Here is a 20280-nt window from a genome sequence, read left to right on the forward strand (position 1 = left end):
GGATAAACGTTCCCGACACCATAAAGACCCCTGGACCGCTGTCCAAGTCGGCACCAAAAGGTAACCACCGATGAAACCCGGGACTCCCGAAGAGCAATGGCGCGAGGATTGTGCACCGCGCCGCGTGCTGGAACTGTTCGCCACCAAGTGGACCAGCATGATCCTGCACACCCTCCACGCCCGACATGGCGGGCGTGCGCGTACCGGCGCGCTGCACCGCAGCCTGTCCGGCATTTCGATGAAGATGCTCAGCCAGACCCTGCGCGAGCTGGCCGCCAGCGGCCTGGTCACCCGGCATGTGGAGGACAGCGTGCCGCCGGCGGTGGAGTATGCGCTGTCGCCGCTCGGCGAGCTGATGGTGCAGCCGATCGAGATGGTCTACGACTGGGCTCGGGCGAACGCCGCGGCGCTGGACGATCTCGAGCCGCGCGCCACCTCGAAGCGACGCTGAGGCTCAGGCGAACGGCAGCGGGCCGGTGAACGAGCCGATCGGCAGCCAGTGGGTGATCAGCCCGGTTTCGGCCCGCCAGTGGTGCAGCAACATCGCCGGCGGCTCGATGTAGGACGCTTCCTCGGCGTCCGGGTCCAGGCGCAGGGCGATGGCCGTGGTGGTGCTCGGCGCGGTGCACAGCAGCGTGCCGCCGAAGCGCAGCTGCATCGAGCGATGGATATGTCCGCAGACGATCCGCTCGACCGCCGGGTAGCGCGACACCAGCTGCTCCAGCCGGTGGCCGTTGCGGCATTTGTACAGATCGATGTACGGGATGCCGCTGTCGAACGGCGGCTGGTGCAGCATGATCAGCGTCGGCCGCTGCGGCTCGCGCGCCAGCGCCTGTTCCAGCCAGGCCACGGCCGCTTCGCTCATGTCGCCGTGGTGCTCGCCGGGCACGGTGACGTCCAGGCCGATGATGCGCAGCGGGCCGTGGTCGGCGGCGATGAAATGCAGCGGGCCGCCGGCGGGCAGATAATGGTGGTCGGCGAAGGCCGCGCGAAACGCTTCGCGCTCGTCGTGGTTGCCGGGAATGAGCAGCATGGGCTGGCGAACCCCGGCCAGCAGCGCCCTGGCCATCGCGTACTCGGCGGGAGAACCTTCGTCGACCAGATCGCCGCTGATGATCAGCAGGTCCGGCTGCGGATGCAGCTGGTTCAACTGGTCGATGGCGGCGCGGAACATCGCGTTGGAGTCCACCCGCCCCTGGTAGAGCGTATCGACGGGACGGATGTGCGGGTCGGACAGTTGGGCGATGAGCATTCTTTCCCCAGGGCTCGTATGATCGATGCCCCGGCGGCAATCACGCAGAGCATTCGGCGGAGTACCGCAGCAAGTAACGCGCCACACAGAAGAGCCCGGGGAAGGACAAGTTCATCTGGCGCTTCTCGGAAAAATCCATATATTGAATGCAAAATACAAAAAGAGAGGTGACGAAATGAATAACCCACCCCTTCGCCCGGTCACGGTGCGCTTCAAGGGTCCTTCGCTGCTGAGCACGCCGCTGCTGAACAAGGGCACCGCCTTCTCTGCCGAAGAACGCCGCGAACTGGGCCTGCTCGGCCTCCTGCCGAATCAGATCGAAACCATCGACCAGCAGGCCGCCCGCGCCTACCGTCAGTTCGAGGCCTGCAACACCGATCTCGAACGCCACGTGCTGCTGCGTTCGATCCAGGATTTCAACGAAACCCTGTTCTACCGCCTGGTCGACGAGCACCTCGAGGAGATGCTGCCGGTCATCTACACGCCGACCGTGGGCAAGGCCTGCCAGGAATTCTCGCGTATCTACCGCAGCCACCGCGGCCTGTTCATCTCCTACGATGACCGCGAGCAGATGGATGAAATCATCGGCAACGTCACCAAGGACAACGTCAAGGTGATCGTGGTCAGCGACTGCGAACGCATCCTCGGCCTCGGCGACCAGGGCGTCGGCGGCATGGGCATCCCGATCGGCAAGCTGTCGCTGTACACCGCCTGCGGTGGCGTCAGCCCGGCCTACACGCTGCCGATCGTGCTGGACGTCGGCACCAACAACCCCGAGCGTCTGGAAGACCCACTGTACTTCGGCATCCGCCGCCAGCGCGTGCGCGGCGAGGAGTACTACGCCTTCGTCGAGCAATTCGTCGCCGCGGTGAAACGCCGTTGGCCGAACGTGCTGCTGCAGTTCGAGGACTTCGCCCTGGCCACCGCGATGCCGCTGCTGGAGCGCTACCGCGACGAGCTGTGCTGCTTCAACGACGACATCCAGGGCACTGCGGCGGTCACCGTAGGCACCCTGCTGGCCGCCTGCAAGCTCAAGGGCGAGAAGCTCAGCGAGCAGACCGTGGCCTTCGTCGGCGCCGGTTCCGCCGGTTGCGGCATCGCCGAGCAGATCATCGCGGCGATGAAGGCCGAGGGGCTCAGCGACGCGCAGGCACGCCAGCACGTCTACCTGCTCAACAGCAAGGGCCTGCTCACCGACGACCAGGAAGGCCTGTACGACTTCCAGAAGCGCCTGATGCACAGCCGCGACGAAGTGGCCGGCTGGAAGACCAGCGCAACGCTGCCCTCGCTGCTCGACGTGGTCGCCAACGCCAAGCCCAGCGTGCTGATCGGGGTGTCCGGCAAGGGTGGGCTGTTCACCCAGGAAATCATAGAGACCCTCCACAGCCACTGCCCGCGGCCGATCATCATGCCGCTGTCCAACCCGACCTCGCAGATCGAGGCGCGCCCGGAAGACGTGCTGACCTGGACCAAGGGCCAGGCGCTGATCGCCACCGGCAGCCCGTTCAAGCCGGTCACCGTGGACGGCAAAACCTACCCGATCGCCCAGTGCAACAACTCCTACATCTTCCCCGGCATCGGCCTGGGCGTGCTGGCGGTGCAGGCCGAGCGCGTCACCGAAAGCATGCTGATGGCCTCGGCGCTGGCACTGGCCGAATGCTCCGCCAGTGACGAGATGCTGCCGCCGCTGAGCAAGGTGCAGGAAGTCAGCAAGCGCATCGCCTTCGCCGTGGGCAAGGCTGCGCAGGAAGCCGGCGTGGCGCCGGGGCGCAGCGACGACGAGCTGCACGCGGCGATCGAGGCGAACTTCTGGTACCCGCGTTACCGGCAATACCGCGCGCAGGACTGATAGTCCCGACGCGTTGGCGAAACCAGAACCCCCGGCTTGTCCGGGGGTTTTTCGTTAGGGGTCGCAGGTGCCAGTGGCCTGGATCGGTGGGCTGGACACCGGTGGGCTGAAGCCCACCCTACGCGCTGCGATTCCCGGGGTGATGGCGCAAACGAAAAGCCCCCGGCATCGCCGCCAGGGGCTCTGGAATTTCGCGCAACACCGTAGGGTGGGCTTCAGCCCACCACGGATACTGAGGGCGGTGGGCTTAAGCCCACCACGGATACTGGACGGCGGTGGGCTGAAGCCCACCCTACGTGCTGCGATTCCCGGGGTGATGGACGCGAACGAAAAGCCCCCGGCATCGCCGCCAGGGGCTCTGGAATTTCGCGCAACACCGTAGGGTGGGCTTCAGCCCACCACGGATACCGACCCCACCGAACGCGGCCGCCGGAGGAACTCAGACCAACGTCAACTCCACCGCCGGCAAGCCGGCGATGCTGCCTTTCACGGCACCGGCGCCTTCGGCGAAGTACATGCCGATGTAGGAACCGGTGGTGACCACGGTTTCCGGGGTCAGCACGATGCCCTGGGCGGTGCAGTGATTGACCAGCCACGGCAGCAGGCGGCGTGGATCGCCGGCGGTGTTGACCGCGGTCCAGTCCGGCAGGCGGCGCTCGCCGGCGAACTCGAAGGTCAGCGAAGGGGCGGCGAAGGGAAAGTCTTCCCGATAGGGGATGAACTCGCCGACCACCAGCGCGCCGTGGCTCATCAGGTCCGCCAGTTGCCAGAGCGGCTCGACCTTCGGCCAGTCGGCGTAGCGGCTGGTGACCAGCTCGATGGTCGGGCCCATGGAGCCGATGGCCTGCATCACCTCCTCGTCCGAATAACTGCGCCCCGGCTCGAAACGGCGGTTGAAGCGGAACGCTACCTCGAGCTCCAGCGCCAGCGGCTGGAAGTCGTCGCGGCGCAGTTGCACGCCGGTCGGATGCACGCCGTCGGCAGGCAACGGCGCCGCCTGGATCGGCCCGTCGGAGGATTTCGAGCCGACCTTCCAGCCCGCCACTCCTACATCGCGCAAGCCGAGAATCTGCTTGTGCACGGCGTAAGCGGCGGCCGGATTGGCGGGCGCCTGCGCCGGGTCCAGCCCGGTCAGCGGCTGGCGGTCCTGGCGCGCCTGATGAAGCAGGCTGGCGAGGGTTGATGCGGGAGCAGCGGTAGTCACGGCGGATTCCTCGTTTCGTTCGGTCGGCCGCTACCCGAGGGTGGCGGCCGAGGATCAGGGGGTGTGCGACCGTGTCGCTAGTGCTGCGCCACGGCGCCCACGGGAGCCTGCGGCTGGTAGGACTGGATGTCGAACTTGCGCTCGGGGTGCATGCGGAACGACAGCAGCACGCCACAGCCCATCAGCACCATGCTTACCACAAACGGCAGTTCCCAGCTGCCGTAGTGGTCGATGAGGAACCCGGAAACCACAGGCGAGAGGATCGCCGCGGCAGCCGAGCCGGTGTTCATCATGCCGCTGGCGGTGCCCGAGCATTCCGGCGCGATGTCCATCGGAATCGCCCACACCGGGCCGATCATCAGCTCGGCGAAGAAGAAGCCGGCGGACAGGCAGGCCATGGCCAGGTACATGTTCTTGGTGAAGGCCACCGGAATCAGCGCGATCAGCGCCAGGGTCATGCAGATGGCGATCATCCAGCTGCGCGAGCGCTTCAGGCAGTTGGTCTTCACCAGCAGGCGGTCGGTGATGATGCCGCCGAGGGTGTCGCCGATGACGCCGGCGAAGAACACCGCCGAGGCGAAGATCGCCGACTTCTTCAGGTCCAGGCTGTAGTTGTGCAGGAAGTACTGGGGAATCCAGGAGAGGAACAGCCAGAGCGTCCAGCCGTAGCAGAAGTAGACGATGGTCACCGGCCACATGCGCTTGAACAGCGGTCCCCAGGGGACGACGATCTTGACCTTCTTGGGTTCGGGCAGGGAGTCGATTTCCTCCTGGGTAATGCGCGGATGGTCCTTGGGGTTCTCGGTGGAGAGGAAGGCCCAGGCCGCGACCCAGATCAGACTGATGATCCCGCAGACGAAGAACGAGGCGCGCCAGCCGTAGATCGACATGATGCCGACGATGGCCGCCGGCGCCACGGCGTTGCCGATGCGCGCCGCCGAGTGGGTGATGCCCTGGGCGAAACCGCGCTTTTCCTTCGGCACCCAGCGCGACATCGCCGAGGTGGCTGCGGGAAAGGTCGCCCCTTCGCCGAGGCCGAGCAGCAGGCGTGCAATGAGCAGTGAAACCAGGCCGCCGGCGAAACCGGTGAGAATGGTAGCCGCGGCCCACATCAGCCCGCAGAAGATCAGCGTGCGGCGCGAGCCGAAGCGGTCGCTGACCCAGCCGCCGATGATCTGGAAGATGAGATAGGGATAGGCGAAGGCAGAGAACACCAGGCCGATTTCGGTGTTCGACAGGTGGAACTCGGGACCGAAGCCAGAGGCTGCGGTGCTCACGTTGACCCGGTCGAGGTAGGTTATGAAATACATCACACAGAGCATGCCCAGCACCAGGCTGGTGGCACGGAAACGAAGCAGTTTCATGTAGCTATCTCCACGTTCTTATTGTTCGTGCCTGGGCGGCACATGAATCGGGATAGTTGGTTCTGGAAAAGCGTGAGTGATGAGGCTCCGTGCGCAGAGGCAAGGGTGCTACGCCCTGCCCCGACGACGGATCGCCGGGGCAGGAATTCGATCAGCGATTGAACGGCACGCGTTGCGAAACCAGATAGTCCATGGCGGCGCTGACACCGCTTCCGGCGAGTTTCATGCCGGCGATCTGCATGCCCATCTCGCACCCGGTGAGGGTCGCCATCAGGGTCAGGTCGTTGCAGTCGCCAAGGTGGCCGATGCGGTACATGCGCCCTTTCATTTTGCCCAGGCCGGTGCCGAGGGACATGTCGAAGCGCTCGTAGATGGTCTTGCGCAACTGGTCGGCATCGATGCCTTCGGGCGTCATCACGCCGGTCAGCACCGGGCTGTAGACCGCGGGGTCGGCGCACTGGATTTCCAGGCCCCAAGCGCGTACGGCGATGCGGCAGGCCTCGGCGAGGCGATTGTGGCGGGCGAAGACGTTGTCCAGGCCTTCGCCGAGGATCATGTCCAGCGCCTCGGACAGGCCATAGAGCAGGTTGGTGCTCGGCGTGTACGGCCAGTAGCCGGTCTTGTTCATCTCGACGATCTCGTCCCAGCCCCAGAACGCGCGCGGCAGCCTGGCGGTCTTGCTCGCTTCGAGGGCTTTCGGCGAGAGGGCGTTGAAGCTGATGCCCGGCGGCAGCATCAGGCCTTTCTGCGAGCCAGAGACGGTGACGTCCACGCCCCACTCGTCATGCCGGTAGTCGGCCGAGGCCAGGCCGGAAATGGTGTCCACCAGCAGCAGCGCCGGGTGGCCCGCTGCGTCCATCGCCTTGCGCACGGACGCGATGTCCGAGGTAACGCCGGTGGAGGTCTCGTTGTGCACCACGCAGACCGCCTTGATGGTGTGGCCGCTGTCCTGGCGCAGGCGCGCTTCGATCTGGTCGGCCTGCACGCCGCGGCGCCAGCCTTCGATACCCGGCAGGCCGATGAACTCGGGATTCAGCCCGAGGTTCTCGGCCATCTTCTTCCACAGCGTGGCGAAGTGCCCGGTCTCGTACATCAGCACCGTGTCGCCGGGGCTCAGGGTATTGACCAGCGCGGCTTCCCAGGCACCGGTGCCGGAAGCGGGATAGATGACGACGGGATGCTGGGTCTTAAAGATCTGCTTGATGCCATCGATCACCTTCAGACCCAGTTCGGCGAACTCGGGACCGCGGTGGTCGATGGTGGGGTAGCTCATGGCCCGAAGGATGCGATCGGGGACCGGGCTCGGGCCAGGGATCTGCAGAAAATGACGACCAGCGGGATGGTAATCGAGTCGGAGCATGTAAGTGCCTTCTGTCTTTTTGTTTTTTGAATGCAAAATACAATATCAACGTCTGTCGATACGTCAATAGCGGTTTGATAATCTGCGGACATTGAATTCAGGGAACGCGCCTGCCGGCGTGATGGGGATTTTGTATGCCAGATGCGGGAATGAACGTCGAACGACCCGTTGCAGCGATTCCGCTCAAGGTGGAGCGCCAGCAATTGCACGACACCGTGGTCGGGCACCTGCGGCGGTTGATCATCGAAGGCGTGCTGGAGCCGGGCAAGAAGCTCAACGAACGCGAGCTGTGCGAAACACTGGGGATTTCCCGCACGCCCCTGCGCGAGGCGCTGAAGGTGCTCGCCGCCGAAGGGCTGGTGGAAATATCGCCGAACCGCGGGGCGAGCATCGCCAGCATGTCGGAAACCGAAATCCGCGAGGCGTTCGAGTTCATGAGCGGCCTGGAAGCCTTCGCCGGGGAGCTGGCCTGCGAGCGCATCTCCGCTGAGGAGCTGGCCGAGATCAAGTCGCTGCACGCCAGCATGCTCACCTGCAAGGCACAGAACGACCTGCCCGGTTACTACCAGCGCAACCAGGCAATCCATGACCTGATCAACCAGGCCGCGCGCAACGCCACGCTACGGCAGACCTACGTCTCGCTGAACTGGCGCATCCAGGCGCTGCGCTTCCATTCCAACCACCACGTCTACAAGTGGGATCGTGCGGTGCACGACCACGAGGAAATGATCGAGGCGCTGGAGGCGCGTGACGGCAAGCGCCTGAGCAACATCCTGCGCCATCACCTGCTGGAGAAGCGCGACGCCGTGCTGTCGATGCTCCAGGCGAACACGCTCAAGCGCTAGTCCCAGAGCGGACTGACAAGCTGATACAGCCCGAGCAGGATCAGGCTGCCGAAGAAACACGAACGGAACAGCGCCGGCGAGAGCACGCCGCGCAAGCGCTGGCCGAGGTACATGCCGGCAAGCGCCGGAGCGAGCATCGACAGCGAGGCGCCCACCTCGCCGCCCGAATAGCTGCCGTTGAACGCCAGGCCGATAGCCAGCGCCAGCGTGGAAATGCTGAAGGACACGCCCATCGCCTGGATCAACCCGTCGCGCCCCAGGCCCAGCGCCTGCAGATAAGGCACCGCCGGCACCACGAAGACGCCGGTGACGGCGGTTACCAGCCCCGTCAGCAGGCCGACCAGCGGCCCCAGCCAGCCTTCGGATCGCGCCGCCACCGTCGGCGGCGAACCGAACAACCCCCACAGCGCATAGGCGACCAGCACGACACCCAGCGCCACCCCGGTCCAGGCGCCGTGCGGCGCACCCAGGGCCGCGGCGCCCAGCCAGGTGCCCAGGCAGACACCCACCTGCATCGGCGCGATACGGCGCAGCAGCGGGCCCAGCGTGCGCCACGGCCAGACCTGCCAGAGGTTGGTCAGCAGCGACGGCACGATCAGCAGCGCGGCGGCCTGAGCCGGCGTCATCAGCACTGCCAGCAGCGCCATGCAGACCGTCGGCAGCCCGAGCCCGACCACGCCCTTCACCACCCCGGCGAGCAGGAACACCGCGGCGATCGCCAGGAACGACAGTGAGCCGAAGACGGAAAGTGAATCGGAAAAAGGCATGCGGCACTCCTTGGGCGAGGCGCCAGTGTGGCCGCCCTGCCCCGCGGGAAAAATCGGGAAGCCCCGTAGCCAGTCTCAGGCACAGCCTGAACCACGCATGTTAGGCTCGGCCAATGCGCTTCGATCTGACCGACCTGCGGCTTTTCCTGAATGTCCACGAGGCAGGCACCATCACGGCCGGCGCACAGCGCTCGCACATGACCCTGGCCTCGGCCAGCGAACGCATCCGCGGCATGGAGGAACTGCTCGGCGTGGACCTGCTCAAGCGCGACCGGCGCGGCGTCGAAGTCACCGCCGCCGGGCGCACGCTGGCGCAGCATGCGCGCATCGTGCTGCAACAGATGGACCGCCTACGAGGCGACCTTGGCCAGTACGGCCGCGGCCTGAAGGGTCAGGTCCGGCTGCTCTGCAACACCGCCGCGCTGAGCGAGCACCTGCCGGAAATCCTCGGCCGCTTCCTGCGCGGCAACCCGCAGATCTCCCTCAATCTGGAGGAGAAGCTCAGCTACGAGATCGTCGATGCCCTGCGCCAGGGACTTTGCGACCTGGGCATCGTCTCCGATGCCACGGACGTGCAGGGCCTGCAGGTGTTTCCCTTCCGCCATGACCCGCTCGATCTGGTGGTGCCCCGCGAACACCCGCTGGCGGGCAGCCGTGGCATAGGCCTGGCCGAAGTCAGCCACTACGATTTCATCGGTCTGGTGGAAGGCAGCGCGCTGCAGGATCACGTCGCCCATCACGCGCGGCGGCTGGGCAAGCGGCTGAACTACCGGGTGCAGTTGCGCAGCTTCGAGTCGATCTGCCGGATGGTCGGCCAGGGCATTGGCGTGGCCATCGTGCCGCGCACCGCGGCGATCCGCTGCGCGCGCTCGATGCCGATCAAACGCATCGCCCTGAGCGACGCCTGGGCCTCGCGCAGCCTGGTGCTCTGCGTGCGCAGCCTGGACGAACTGCCCGCCCATGCGCGCCTGCTGGCGCAGCACATCCTGCACGGAGGCGATGCCGCCGCGAGCACCGATGACGGCGCGCAGGCGCCCTAGAACTGCGGCCCCGAGCGAGTGTTGTTGCCTTTCGCCAGACGGTCGTAGAGCACCACGTTGACCGTGGCGGCGAGGTTCATGCAACCGTTGGTGGGGATGTAGACGACGTCCTCGCACCAGTCGCGGATTTCCTTGCTCAGCGAACCGTCCTCGGCGCCGAAGATGTAGAGCGCACGGTCCGGATGGGTGTACTCGGGCAAGGCACGGGCGCCTTCGACCAATTCCACGGCCACCGGGATGCAGCCCAGCGGGAGGATCTTGCGCAGGTCGTCGATGTTGATCAGCGGAATGCCCTGGTGGACCTTCTTGGTGTCGGTGATGAAGTCCTTCGCGCGGTCGTAGCGGGTGCCGGTGTAGAACACCGAACTGACGCCGTAGCAACCGGCGGCGCGCATGATCGAGCCGACGTTGGAGGGCGACTTGGGATTGCTCAGGCCGATGCAGGCGTAGCGTTTGCTCAAGGGAAGGTAACTCGCGGGAAAAACGCGATTATACGGACAGCGACGGCGGGCGTGCCCGTCGCGCGAAAGGGCCTCGTCCTCAGGCCGCGCGCGGCGCCTTGAATACCTTGAAGGCCAGCGGATAGCGGCCCTCCTTGTTGCGGCGCACGCGGTAGAGGTTCCACACCACCGTCGCCAGGGTCAGCGGCATGGCGATGAAGACGTTGAAGAACAGCGCCAGCTTCGGCGCCAGGATGAACAGCACCGCGGTGACGCCGAACAGGGTCAGCTGGAAGTTGAACGCATTGCGTGCGGCATCCACCAGCACCCGCTGATCGCTGTGACGCTGCGCCCACCAGTAGGCACCGGTGGAGATCACCGCGAGGAAGGTGCTGAGGATCACCGTCAGGCCCAAGGCGTGGGCGGCATAGACCTTCCACAACGGGTTCGCCTGCCAGGCCGCCTTCAGCCGGGTGAAGGCCGTCGGTTCGCCGCCCGCCGGAGTCTGCCCGGCAGCGCCGGCGGTTTCGGCCCAGGCGGCGGCCGGTTGAGCGGTCGGGCCGAGCGAGGCGACGAACAGGCGCACCGCCGCATGGACCAGGCTGGCGAGGATCAGCGACAGCAGCAGGTGCTCCACCAGCCCGTCGCCGAAGCGGTAGTCGAGGCTCCCGCGCACCGCGACCGACTCGCCGAGCAGCGCGCCGAACACGGCCACCACCAGCAGCGCGACGTAGCGACGGAGGTATCCGGTAACCAGGCCGTTGATGACCGCGACCAGGCCGGAAACGACAAAAGCACCCATTCGAAACTCCTCGTATTCGAGTGATGACGGCGGAAGGTGGATTCTTGTTGTGGAAGGCCGTGGGGAACGGCCGGACATGCAGTACCACTACCGACCACCGGGCGAACCCGTGAGTTCGCCCGCCGCGGTCATCGCGAGGTGCTTCGCCTTCAGTCGGGGCGCAGTTCCTTCTCGTCCTGGCTGTCCGCCTCGAACAGCCGCTCGAGTTCGGCGCGCGCCTCGCGGGCGGTCTGCATGACCTTCGCCGCATCGTCGTAGACGTGCTGCTGCGCTTCGAGCAGTTGTTCGTCGTGGCGCTTGAAGCGCGCCACCCGCGCCTCGGCCTGGGCCGGGCTGAGCCCCAGCCCGACCAGCATCCGCCGGCTCATCTCCAGGGCGGAGTGGAAGGTCTCGCGCACCGCCTGGGCGTCGAGGTCGACCAGCCGGTGCACGTGCTGGCGGTTGCGCGCGCGGGCGAGGATCTTGATGTGCGGGTAGAGCCTGCGCACCAGCGCGGCGGTCTTGATGTTGGTTTCCGGATCGTCGGTGGCGATGACGAAGTACTCGGCCTGCTCCACCTTCGCCGCGCGGAGGATTTCCGGCCGCAGCGGGTCGCCGTAGAACACCGGCACATGGCCGAAGCTGCGCGAGAACTCGATGGACTCCACCGCGGTATCCAGGGCGACGAAGGAAATCTTCTGCGCGCGCAGTATCCGCGCGATCACCTGGCCCATCCGGCCCATCCCGGCGATCACCACGCGCGGTGCGTCGCCGACGATGTCGCGGTATTCCTCGGGCACCTCCGCCGGCGCCGGCTTGGGTTTAGGCAGGCGCGACAAGGCCAGCAGGAGCAACGGCGTGAGCGCCATCGACAAGGTGATGGTCAGCACCAGGATGTCGTAGAGACCCGCCTCGAAGAGCCCGCGGTCGCGGCCGATCTTGAACACCACGAAGGCGAACTCCCCGCCCGCCGCCAGCACCAGCCCCAGGCGCAGCGCGCTCTCGCGGCCCAGCCCGCCGGCCATGCGCCCGACGAAATACAGCAACGGCAGCTTCAGCAGGATCAGCAGCAGGGTCAGCTCCAGCACCGCCACCGGCGCGCTGAACAGCAGGCCGATGTTGGTGCCCATGCCGACGCTGATGAAGAACAGGCCGAGCAGCAGCCCCTTGAACGGTTCGATCTGCGCTTCGAGTTCGTGGCGGTACTCGGAGTCCGCCAGCAGCAGCCCGGCGAGAAAGGCGCCGAGCGCCATGGACACCCCGGCCAGCTCCATCAGCCAGGCGGTGCCGATCACCACCAGCAGCGCGGTGGCGGTGGACACTTCCTGCAGGCCGGTCTTGGCGACGATGCGGAACACCGGGCGCAACAGATAGCGCCCGCCGATCACCACGATGGCGATGCTGCCGAGGATCTGCAGGCCGTGGGCCAGGTCGTTCTCGGCGTTGTGCTCGACGCCGGCGAGCAGCGGCACCATGGCGATCAGGGGAATCGCCGCGATGTCCTGGAACAGCAGAATGGAGAACGCCAGGCGCCCGTGGGGGCTGTTCAGCTCCTTGCGTTCGGCCAGGCTCTGCAGGCCGAACGCGGTGGACGAGAGCGCCAGACCCAGGCCGAGCACCACTGCGGCGTTCAGCGGCTGCTCGAAACCGAGCAGCGCCACCGCGCCGATCACCACGCCGGTCAGCAGCACCTGCGCCAACCCGACGCCGAACACCGACTTGCGCATCACCCACAGCCGCCGCGGCGACAGCTCCAGGCCGATGATGAACAACAGCAACACCACGCCCAGCTCGGAAATCTGCCCTACGCTCTGCGGGTCGCCCGCCAGGCCGAGCACCGCGGGGCCGATGACCACGCCGGCCAGCAGATAACCGAGCACGGCCCCGAGTTGCAGGCGTTTGGCCAGCGGCACGGTGATCACCGCGGCGAGCAGAAAAACCACCGCGGCCTGCAGCAGATTGCCTTCATGGGGCATGGGTCACTCCTGGTCGAAAAGGATCGCCACGCACCCTCCCGGCACGCGCGGCGACATGCTGCCAGCTCAGCGGCGTCGCAGTCGAGGCGCGCGTGTTGTCTCAGCCCCAAGTAGCTGCGGCGGAGACAGACCCAAAGGTGCGCCTACCCTCACGTAGGGTGCGCCGCGCGCACCGATGGAACCTGCGGGTTTACCAGGGCGGCTGAACCTGCGCCGCCGCTGCCCGGCGCGTCTGCGTTCGTGGGCTTCACCCCCTAGAAGATGGCGATGCCTGGTGTAGGGCGGGTGAAACCCGCGAGCGGCAATACCGGTATTACCCGACAGGCATACAGGAGGAATGGATCATCGACGACATGACCCTCGAGGCGCGCATCGGCGAACTGCTCGCCGCGCGCAGTCCCGACGCCTCGCTCTGCCCCTCCGACGTGGCGCGCTCGCTGGCCAGCGGGGAGGACGCCTGGCGGGCGCTGATGCCGGATGTCCGCCGCGTTGCCGCGCGCATGGCGGCGAGCGGACGCATCCGCGCGACCCAGGGCGAGCGCGAGGTGGACCTGGACGGCGAGGTGCGCGGGCCGATCCGCCTGCGTCGCGGCGACCGCTTCGACTGACGGCGAACGAAAGAAGCCGCCCGGTGGGCCGATGCCGTTCACGTTGCCGGGGTCGAACCCGATCGGTCCCTTCGCCCTCCAGCGGCGGGGAGACTGGCCGTTTCGCGGCGTTTCGCCCCCTCTCCCCCAGCCCCTCTCCCATGAATGGGAGAGGGGTGCGGTACGGACGAACCTGTAGTGAACGGCGTTAGCCCCGGCCAGCGGCCTCGTCTACGGCCCGATACTCCGATCAGCCGGCCGACACCGGCGGCACGCGCCTGCCGGGTTTCAGCAGCGGGCGTGCGCCCTCCTCCGTGGACGCCGCGCCAGGCTGCGGGCTGCCGCAGGCGACGAAGTCCTTCTGCCGCAACATCAGCAAGGCGATCAGCGAGGCGACGCCGGTGCCGACGTAGAAATACCAGGGCGAGGTGATGTCGCCGGTCCGCTGGATCAGCCAGGTGGAGATCAGCGGCGCGCTGCCGCCGAACACCGCGACCGGAATGTTATAGGCCACGGCGATGCCGGTGGAGCGGATGCGCGTGGGCAGCAGTTCGCTCATGGTCGCGTAGGTCGAGGACGCGTAGAGGCCGAAGAACACCGCCACCGCCATCAGCGGATAGATGAACGTCGCCGGTGTCGCCGTCGGCGCCGACTTGAAGAACCAGTACATCGACAGGCTGGCGAGTACGCCGACCACCATGAGGAAAGGCTTGCGCCCGTAGCGATCGGTGAACATGCCGCCCAGCGGCATCACCAGCGCCGAGGACAGGCTGGCGACGAAGACGTAGAGCAGCGTGGTGCCGCTGTCGAACTTCAGCACCTTGGCCATGTAGGTCGAGGCGAAGGTCAGCACCAGATAGAAGATCGAGCTGTGCAGGGTGATGATGAAGAACACCAGGGCGATGGCGCGTTTCCACTGCAGCACCTCGCGCAGCGGCGCCTTGGAGGTTTCGCCCTTGCTCACCAGGGCGAGGAATTCCGGGCTGTCCTCGAGCTTCAGGCGGATGTACATCGACACCAGGCCCATGGGGGCGGCGAACAGGAACGGAATGCGCCACGCCCATTCCTGCATGGCTTCGGCGCCGAGGAAGAAGGTCATGCCGTTCGCCACCACGCCGCCGAGCACCAGGCCGAGCACGGCGGTGACCATCAGCCAGCTGGTGGAAAACCCGCGACGGCCGGGGCCGGCGTATTCGGAGATGAAGCTGGTGATGGTGCCGATCTCGCCGCCGGCGGAGAAGCCCTGGATGCAGCGGATCAGCACCAGCAGGATCGGCGCGGCGATGCCGATCGACTCGTAGGTCGGCAGCAGGCCGAGCAGGAAGGTCGAGCCGGCCATCATCATCAGCACGGTCACCAGGGTCTTGCGACGGCCGATCTTGTCCGCCAGCGGGCCGAAGAACAGCCCGCCGATGGGCCGGATGAAGAAGCTCAGGGCGAAGGCGGCGAAGCTGCTCAGCAGGCTGGTCATCGGATCGTCGGAGACGAAGAACGCCTGGCCGATGTAGACGGCGAGGAAGCCGTAGACACCGTAGTCGTACCACTCGATGAGGTGCCCCGAAGTGGCGCCGATGAAAGCCCGGCGGCGTTGCCGGGCCTGTTCGCGGGTGATCGTGCTCATGGGGATGTTCCTTCTTGTTGTTGTTCTGTGGCTCGGAAAACCAGATTGGAGTCAGGACGCCGCGGCGGCCGATTCCAGCGACTGGCGCAACTCGGTCTTGAGGATCTTGCCGTAGCTGTTCTTCGGCAGTTCCTCGCGGAACAGGTAGCGCTTGGGCTTCTTGAACGACGCCATGCGCTCGACGAACCAGGCGTTGAGCGTCTGCTCGTCGGCACGCTGGCCGGGGTGCAGGACGACGAAGGCGACCACGATCTCGCCCCAGTCGGCTTCCGCCTCGCCCACCACCGAGACCTCGGACACCGCCGGATGCAGCGCCAGCACTTCCTCCACTTCACGCGGATAGATGTTGCTGCCGCCGGAGATGATCACGTCCTTGGAGCGGTCGGTGAGGGTCAGGAAGCCCTGCTCGTCGAGGTAGCCGATGTCGCCGGTGTAGAGCCAGCCGTCCACCAGGGTCGCGGCGCTGGCGGCGTCGTTGCGCCAGTAGCCGCGCATCACCGTGGCGCCGCGCACGGCGATCTCCCCCGGCACCCCGGGCGCCAGCGGCTGGCGCTGCGCATCCACCACCCGCACCTCGACGCAGGACTGCGCCTGGCCGACCGACGAGGCCAGCCGTTGCCAGTGCGGGTGCGTGCGGTCGGCGATCAGCTCGCGCGACAGCGCGGTGACGGTCATCGGGCTTTCGCCCTGGCCGTAGATCTGGATCAGCCGCGGACCGAAGGTGGCCAGCGCCTCCTGCAGGTCGGCGAGATACATCGGCGCGCCGCCGTAGACGATCGACTTGATGCCCTCGCCGGCATAGCCCTGGCGCCGCGCCTCGTCGGTCATCCGCTTGACCATGGTCGGCGCCGCGAACAGGCTCAGTTGCCCGTGACCGCGGGCCAGCTCGAACAGCTCTCCGGCGCCGAAGCCGCGCGACACCGGCACCACGTGGCGCGCGCCGCAACGCACGTGGATGAAGTTGTACAGCCCGGCGCCGTGGGACATCGGCGCGGCGTAGACGAAGGCATCGTTGGCATCCACCGCATCGACGTCCACCGGGTAGCACAGCGACATCGCCGTGAGGTTGCCGTGGCTGAGCATCACGCCCTTGGAGCGCCCGGTGGTGCCGGAGGTGTAGAACAGCCACGCGAGGTCGTCGGCGCTGCGCGACTGCGGCCCTGGCGCGGCGGCGCGACTCGCCTTGAGCCGCGCGATGGCTTCACCACGACCGGCCAGCTCGACGCAGCCGGCGTGCAGCTGCCCGGCGCCGAACAGCGCGCCGTCGTCGGTGAAGATCAGCCGCGCCTCGGCGTTTTCGGCGATCCAGGCCGCCTCGCTGCGGTGCAGCTTGCAGTTGATCGGCACCGCCACCGCGCCGGCCCACCAGATCGCGTAGAAGAGTTCGAGGTACTCGCAGCAGTTCTTCATGAACAGGGCGACGCGCTCGCCGGGTACGATCCCGTGTTCCTCGCGCAAGGCGACCGCCAGCGCGGCGGCGTCGGCGGCGAAGCCGGCGTAGTCGCTGACCAGGCGCTCGCCCTCGAACAGCGCCGGGCGCTGCGGCCAGCGTCGGGCCGCATCGTTGAGCCAGTTGGCGATGTTCATCCTCAGGCCCTCCGCGCGTGCAGCACGCTGGCGTAGTTCGCCACCGCCATGCCGCCCATGTTGAACAGCAGGCCGAACTCCGGCTGCTGCAGGGCGATGCCGATCGGGTTGCCGGTGAGCTGACGGAACGCCATGGCATGCATCGACACCCCGGTAGCGCCGACCGGATGCCCCTTGGCCTTGAGTCCGCCGGAGAGGTTCACCGGCAGGCGCCCGTCGGCCAGCACCGTGCCCTCCTCCAGCGCGCGGAAGCCCTCGCCCCTCGGCGCCAGGCCCATGGCCTCGTAGATCAGCAGTTCGGCGATGGTGAAACAGTCGTGGACCTCGGCGAAATCGATCTCGCCCAGGCCGACGCCGGCCTCGCGCAGCGCCGCCGCGATGGCCCGCTGCGGCCCCTCGAAAGCGAGGAAGTCGCGGCTCGACATCGGCAGGAAGTCGCTGACCTGCTGCATGGCGCGGATCGCCACTTCGCGCTTGAAGGTCTTGGCCCGCTCGGCCGAGGCCAGCACGATGGCGGCGGCGCCGTCGGAGATCAGCGAGCAGTCGCTCAGGCGCAGCGGCGGCGCGATCAGCGGGTTGCTCTCGGAGACCGTACTGCAATGCTCCAGGGTCATCGGCTTGTGCATCTGCGCCAGCGGGTTGTGCATGGCGTTGGCGTGGTTCTTCACCGCGATTGCCGCCATCGCCGGCAGCGGGTCGCCGTAGCGCTCCTGGTAACCGCGGGCGGCTACGCCGAACTGCTGCGGAAAGCTCAGCGCCGCTTCCTGCACATCGTTCTGGTAGCCGGCACCTGCCAGCGCACGGGTCACCTCCGCGGTGGAGTTGTTGGTCATCTTCTCCGCGCCGACCACCAGCACCAGCTCGGCGGCGCCACTGCGAATCGCATTTATGCCGGCCATGATCGCCGCCGATCCCGACGCGCAGGCGTTCTCGCAACGGCTCGCCGGCTTGAAGCGCAGCGCCGGGTCGGCCTGCATGACGAGGGAAGCCGCGAAGCCGTCCGGGACCATCCCGGAGTTGAAGTGGCCGAGGAAGATCGCGTCGATCTGCGCCGCGTCGATGGCGGCGTCGGCCAGGGCCTCGCGCGTCGCCTCAACGATCAGGTCTTCCAGCGTCTGCCCCTGCAGGCGGCCGAAACGGGTGTGGCCGGCGGCCACGATGGATACGGAGTCCGTGTTCATGTGCAGTCCTCTGCTTCGGAAATTGACGATCAGCCGAGCATCCCGGCGCCGGCGAAACCGCCGTCCACCGCGATGATCTGGCCGTTGATGTAGCTGGCCTTGTCTGAAAGCAGGAAGGCCACCGTGGCGGCGACTTCCTGCGGCAGACCGTAGCGGCCTTGCGGAATCTGTGCGCACCAGCGTGTACGGGCCTCGGCGCTGTGCAGCACCTGGGCGAGCGGCGTGTCGATCGGACCGGGGGCGACGGCGTTGACGCGAATGCCCTGCCCGCCCAGTTCGGTGGCGAGCACCTGGGTCAGCAGGTTGAGGCCGCCCTTCGCCGAACCGTAGGCGGCGCGCCCGCGGTTGCCGCGCAGGCCGGAGACCGACGAGACGTTGACGATGCAGCCGGGTGTGCGCGTCTTGAGCCAGTGCTGTGCGGCGAGGCGCGCCAGGGCGAACGGGCCGATCAGGTTGATTTCCAGCAGGCGGCGGAAGTCGGCGACCTGGGTCTCCACGGCCAGGCGGTCCATGCCGACCCCGGCGCAGTTCACCAGCCCGGCCAGCGGTCCGCAGCCCAGCGCGCGCTGGAAGGCGGATTCCAGCTGCTGTTCGTCGGTGATGTCGCAGCACAGGGTGCGCTCGCTGGGCACGCCGAGTTCGCTGCCGGCGTCGGCCAAGGCGCTGCGGTCGCGGTCGAGCAGGATCGGCAGCCAGCCCTGGGCGGCGAGGAGACGGGCGGACTCCAGGCCGATGCCGGAAGCTCCACCGGTGATGAGGACGTGCGGGAGCGCAGTCATTGTTGCGGTCTCCTGTTATTTTTATGAGGACCGGGACGCCAGCGCCGCAAGGCGTGAAGCAGCGTCGGATTTACAATGACCCAGCCGTGCGTAGGCCCGCCATTCGTACAACTACGTACAGGTGTGAGTATTTCTTGCGGAGCCGAACGGCTCGCGTAGGCTGGGCGCAACAACGACAAGAAGGGCCCGCGATGGCTGCCAATCCCGCCGAACTGGATGACCTGGAACGCCTGGCATTCCGCGTGTCACCCGCGCCTCAGGTGATCACCGCCAACCGCCTGATGCTGGATTTCAACGAGGCGTTCCAGCGCCTGTTCGGCTATCGCCGCGAGGAGCTGCTCGGCGAACTGATCCTGCGCCTCTACCCGTCCCGCGCCGACTACCAGGCGATCGGCGAGCGCTGCCTGAGCTGGCTGCGGCAGAGCCGTTCCTACTCCGACGAACGCTTCATGCAGCAGCGCGACGGCGAGGTGTTCTGGGCGCGCGCCGATGGCTACACGCTGACCCCGGAAGAACCCTTCCGCCTGATGGTCTGGCACTTCGAGCGCATGGAACGGCCGATGCGCGCCACGGTGAACCTCACCGCGCGCGAGCGGGAAATCTCCGCGCACATCGTCAACGGCCTGACCTGCAAGGAAATCGGCCGCAAGCTGGGGATTTCCCACCGCACGGTGGAAGTGCATCGGGCGCGGCTGATGAAGAAGCTGGCGGCGAAGAACAGCGCCGAACTGGTGTCCAAGATCATCGTCCTGCACTGATCGCGCAGACAAGACGAGACGGCGAGGCCCGGCCGGACCTCGCCCGACGCGCTTACTCGCGGCGCTCGTAGGTGCCGACGGCCACCGCGTAATCACCGATCTTGCGCAGCAGGGTGCGCTTGTATTCGCTCTGCCCGGTCATCGGGTTGCGCCACAGGTAATCCACTTCGCCCTCGCTGCCGGCGGCCATCACGGCGAGCATCTGCTGGCCGATCGGCTGGCCATCGCTGGCCTTGAGCGCGGAGAAGTCGGTGCCGATCAGGCGCCGCTGGAAGCCGTGGGCGACGAAGCGCTTGCTGTTCAGGTCGACGACGAAGACGTAGAGGTCGTCGGCGATGAAGGTCTTGTCGCCGGAACGGTTGATCTTCTCCAGGGTGCCCTTGGGATCGGCGGCGACGGCTTCGGCGGCCTTTTGCAGCAGCGCCTGGGCCTGCGCCTCGGAGGAACGCGGCATGTAGTAGCCGACGGCGAAGATTCGCTCGCCGACGCGCTGGTAGAACACGTGCTTGCGCTCGACCTTGCCGTCGTTCCAGTTCCACCAGCGGTATTCGGCGCTGTGGATCTGGCCGTCCTCGGGCTGGCTGATGGCACGCTGGAACACCGGGCGCAGGTCGTCGTCGAGGAAACCGGCCACCGGCTTGCCGATCAGCGAGACGGAGGGCCCGCCGCTGGCGAGCATCACGCCGGAGGTGTCGACCACGTAGATGTACAGCTGGCCGTCGATGAATTCGCCCTGGCGGCTGAAACTGGCCAGCGCTTTGTCGCCGTTCTCCCGGTAGTGGGCGATGGCCTTGCCGAGCAGCGCCTTGGCCTGGCTGGCCTCCTTGGCGTAGGCATCGGTCTGCGCCTGGGTCTGGGCGAAGCCGAACAGGGAAAAGGCGCTGAGCCA

19 protein-coding genes are annotated in these 20280 nt (G+C 66.9%); 6 read left to right on the forward strand and 13 right to left on the reverse strand.

Annotated features, from left to right (window positions below):
• Positions 1–70 precede the first annotated feature (70 nt).
• Positions 71–451: a winged helix-turn-helix transcriptional regulator gene (locus B3E91_RS21995; protein WP_090229974.1), complete on the forward strand. Its 381-nt coding sequence runs from the start codon at positions 71–73 to the stop codon at positions 449–451.
• 3 nt (positions 452–454) lie between these two features.
• Here the strand turns inward: B3E91_RS21995 and B3E91_RS22000 are convergent, their stop codons facing one another.
• On the reverse strand, positions 455–1252 hold the full coding sequence (locus tag B3E91_RS22000; RefSeq protein WP_287031397.1) for a phosphodiesterase: 798 nt from the start codon (positions 1250–1252) through the stop codon (positions 455–457).
• A gap of 175 nt (positions 1253–1427) precedes the next feature.
• Here B3E91_RS22000 and B3E91_RS22005 point away from each other — a divergent pair, with 175 nt between their 5' ends.
• Positions 1428–3101: an NAD-dependent malic enzyme gene (locus B3E91_RS22005; protein ID WP_287031398.1), complete on the forward strand. Its 1674-nt coding sequence runs from the start codon at positions 1428–1430 to the stop codon at positions 3099–3101.
• A 439-nt stretch (positions 3102–3540) separates the two neighbouring features.
• On the opposite strand, the gene B3E91_RS22010 is transcribed toward B3E91_RS22005, so the two are convergent.
• From B3E91_RS22010 to B3E91_RS22020, 3 genes are all read right to left on the reverse strand, one after another.
• Complete coding sequence (locus tag B3E91_RS22010) at positions 3541–4305, reverse strand: 2-keto-4-pentenoate hydratase (RefSeq protein WP_287031399.1); 765 nt, start codon at positions 4303–4305, stop codon at positions 3541–3543.
• 77 nt (positions 4306–4382) lie between these two features.
• On the reverse strand, positions 4383–5669 hold the full coding sequence (locus B3E91_RS22015; protein ID WP_287031400.1) for an MFS transporter: 1287 nt from the start codon (positions 5667–5669) through the stop codon (positions 4383–4385).
• Between the two features lie 151 nt (positions 5670–5820).
• Positions 5821–6942, reverse strand: coding sequence for a pyridoxal-phosphate-dependent aminotransferase family protein (locus B3E91_RS22020; RefSeq protein WP_287031401.1), 1122 nt, complete (start codon positions 6940–6942; stop codon positions 5821–5823).
• Between the two features lie 236 nt (positions 6943–7178).
• Here B3E91_RS22020 and B3E91_RS22025 point away from each other — a divergent pair, with 236 nt between their 5' ends.
• The gene (locus B3E91_RS22025; RefSeq protein ID WP_273228742.1) at positions 7179–7874 is read left to right on the forward strand and encodes a GntR family transcriptional regulator; all 696 of its coding nucleotides are present in this window, start codon (positions 7179–7181) and stop codon (positions 7872–7874) included.
• Here the strand turns inward: B3E91_RS22025 and B3E91_RS22030 are convergent.
• Positions 7871–8641: a sulfite exporter TauE/SafE family protein gene (locus B3E91_RS22030; protein WP_286786025.1), complete on the reverse strand. Its 771-nt coding sequence runs from the start codon at positions 8639–8641 to the stop codon at positions 7871–7873. The genes B3E91_RS22025 and B3E91_RS22030 overlap by 4 nt on opposite strands.
• 113 nt (positions 8642–8754) lie before the next feature.
• Between B3E91_RS22030 and B3E91_RS22035 the strand changes: the two genes are divergently transcribed.
• Positions 8755–9681, forward strand: a complete 927-nt coding sequence (locus B3E91_RS22035) for a LysR substrate-binding domain-containing protein (protein ID WP_287031402.1) — start codon at positions 8755–8757, stop codon at positions 9679–9681.
• Here the strand turns inward: B3E91_RS22035 and B3E91_RS22040 are convergent.
• The 3 genes from B3E91_RS22040 to B3E91_RS22050 all read right to left on the reverse strand — a co-directional run bounded on the left by B3E91_RS22040 (position 9678) and on the right by B3E91_RS22050 (position 12878).
• Positions 9678–10142 (reverse strand): RNA methyltransferase, encoded by a 465-nt coding sequence (locus B3E91_RS22040; RefSeq protein ID WP_090229996.1) that lies wholly within the window; start codon positions 10140–10142, stop codon positions 9678–9680. The genes B3E91_RS22035 and B3E91_RS22040 overlap by 4 nt on opposite strands.
• Before the next feature lie 79 nt (positions 10143–10221).
• Positions 10222–10923, reverse strand: a complete 702-nt coding sequence (locus B3E91_RS22045) for a DUF4870 domain-containing protein (protein ID WP_287031403.1) — start codon at positions 10921–10923, stop codon at positions 10222–10224.
• A gap of 149 nt (positions 10924–11072) precedes the next feature.
• Positions 11073–12878, reverse strand: a complete 1806-nt coding sequence (locus B3E91_RS22050) for a monovalent cation:proton antiporter-2 (CPA2) family protein (RefSeq protein WP_287031404.1) — start codon at positions 12876–12878, stop codon at positions 11073–11075.
• Positions 12879–13231: 353 nt separating this feature from the next.
• Between B3E91_RS22050 and B3E91_RS22055 the strand changes: the two genes are divergently transcribed.
• Positions 13232–13486, forward strand: a complete 255-nt coding sequence (locus tag B3E91_RS22055) for a DUF3253 domain-containing protein (RefSeq protein WP_287031405.1) — start codon at positions 13232–13234, stop codon at positions 13484–13486.
• Between the two features lie 229 nt (positions 13487–13715).
• Here the strand turns inward: B3E91_RS22055 and B3E91_RS22060 are convergent, their stop codons facing one another.
• The 4 genes from B3E91_RS22060 to B3E91_RS22075 are packed head-to-tail and all read right to left on the reverse strand — an operon-like array spanning position 13716 to position 18633.
• Positions 13716–15086 (reverse strand): MFS transporter, encoded by a 1371-nt coding sequence (locus tag B3E91_RS22060; RefSeq protein WP_287031406.1) that lies wholly within the window; start codon positions 15084–15086, stop codon positions 13716–13718.
• A 51-nt stretch (positions 15087–15137) separates the two neighbouring features.
• Complete coding sequence (locus B3E91_RS22065; protein WP_287031407.1) at positions 15138–16673, reverse strand: class I adenylate-forming enzyme family protein; 1536 nt, start codon at positions 16671–16673, stop codon at positions 15138–15140.
• Positions 16674–16675: 2 nt separating this feature from the next.
• Positions 16676–17854: an acetyl-CoA acetyltransferase gene (locus B3E91_RS22070; RefSeq protein WP_287031408.1), complete on the reverse strand. Its 1179-nt coding sequence runs from the start codon at positions 17852–17854 to the stop codon at positions 16676–16678.
• Between the two features lie 29 nt (positions 17855–17883).
• Positions 17884–18633, reverse strand: a complete 750-nt coding sequence (locus B3E91_RS22075) for an SDR family NAD(P)-dependent oxidoreductase (RefSeq protein ID WP_287031409.1) — start codon at positions 18631–18633, stop codon at positions 17884–17886.
• 191 nt (positions 18634–18824) lie between these two features.
• Between B3E91_RS22075 and B3E91_RS22080 the strand changes: the two genes are divergently transcribed.
• Positions 18825–19391 carry a LuxR C-terminal-related transcriptional regulator gene (locus B3E91_RS22080; protein ID WP_090230019.1) on the forward strand — a complete coding sequence of 189 codons (567 nt, stop codon included), beginning with the start codon at positions 18825–18827 and terminating at the stop codon, positions 19389–19391.
• 52 nt (positions 19392–19443) lie between these two features.
• Here B3E91_RS22080 and B3E91_RS22085 read toward each other — a convergent pair whose 3' ends face one another.
• A complete protein-coding gene (locus B3E91_RS22085; RefSeq protein ID WP_414708321.1) occupies positions 19444–20070 on the reverse strand; it encodes a cache domain-containing protein in 627 nt (208 codons plus the stop codon).
• Positions 20071–20280 lie beyond the last annotated feature (210 nt).

The sequence above is a fragment of the Pseudomonas sp. UBA6310 genome (assembly GCF_002438225.1).
Lineage (GTDB): Bacteria > Pseudomonadota > Gammaproteobacteria > Pseudomonadales > Pseudomonadaceae > Pseudomonas_O > Pseudomonas_O kuykendallii.